Source organism: Oleiphilus sp. HI0125 (genome assembly GCF_001635355.1).
Window position 1 is genome coordinate 1 of the sequence record NZ_LWGF01001419.1, and the last position, 744, is coordinate 744.

Below are 744 nucleotides of genomic sequence, written 5' to 3' on the forward strand. Positions count from 1 at the left end.
GTTTCTACCCAAGCGTAAACTTTGACTTCCGTATCGAGAAGCCTGAAGAGCACTACCACGTGCCACTTCTAGTTTCTGCTTACGGCATCTCTACGTACCGAGGCAGCTAAGCGCATGGCGACTTACAAACTCACACCTAAGCCACTTACAGCTGAGGCATTTGCGCCTTTCGGTGAAGTGGTTCAGTGCGATGGCAACAAGCCAATCATGATCAATGATGGCAACACAGAGCGTTTTCATAACTTGGTTACGACTGAAGTTGAGAACCCTGCTGATGACAAAGTGATCATTAATATTTTCCGTGCACAACCACGTGCGCTGCCAATGCCAATCAAGATGATGGAGCGCCACCCATTTGGATCTCAATCATTTCAGCCACTTTCTGGGGAAGACTACTTGGTATTGGTAGGAGATCCGGTTGAAGACTTGAAGCCGGAAAATTTACACCTGTTCTTAGCAACCAAAGACCAAGGTGTGAACTACAGAAAGAACACTTGGCATCACCCTGTGCTTGGCCTATACAAAGTCTGTGATTTTCTTGTTGTAGACCGTTCTGGTGACGGCCACAACTGTGAAGAAATCTACCTTGACGACGACGTCAAAATCGAAATTTCACTATAGCTGTAAAGATTAAACTATGAGTATCAAACTTTATCGCGCATCTATTCTCCATTTCTTGTCAGACCCTGATGTCGACGGCGAGAAAGCTTATGAGTACTTTGAAGACGGCGCACTCGTAATTCA

The 744-nt window shown here is 45.6% G+C and carries 2 protein-coding genes; both read left to right on the top strand.

The window, feature by feature from the left end; translation table 11 throughout:
- On the top strand, window positions 1–110 hold a 110-nt coding region (locus tag A3762_RS24085; protein WP_197469558.1), incomplete at its 5' end, for a hydroxyisourate hydrolase.
- 4 nt (window positions 111–114) lie between these two features.
- Window positions 115–621, top strand: coding sequence for an ureidoglycolate lyase (locus A3762_RS24090; RefSeq protein WP_068478172.1), 507 nt, complete (start codon window positions 115–117; stop codon window positions 619–621).
- The last annotated feature ends 123 nt before the right edge of the window (window positions 622–744 follow it).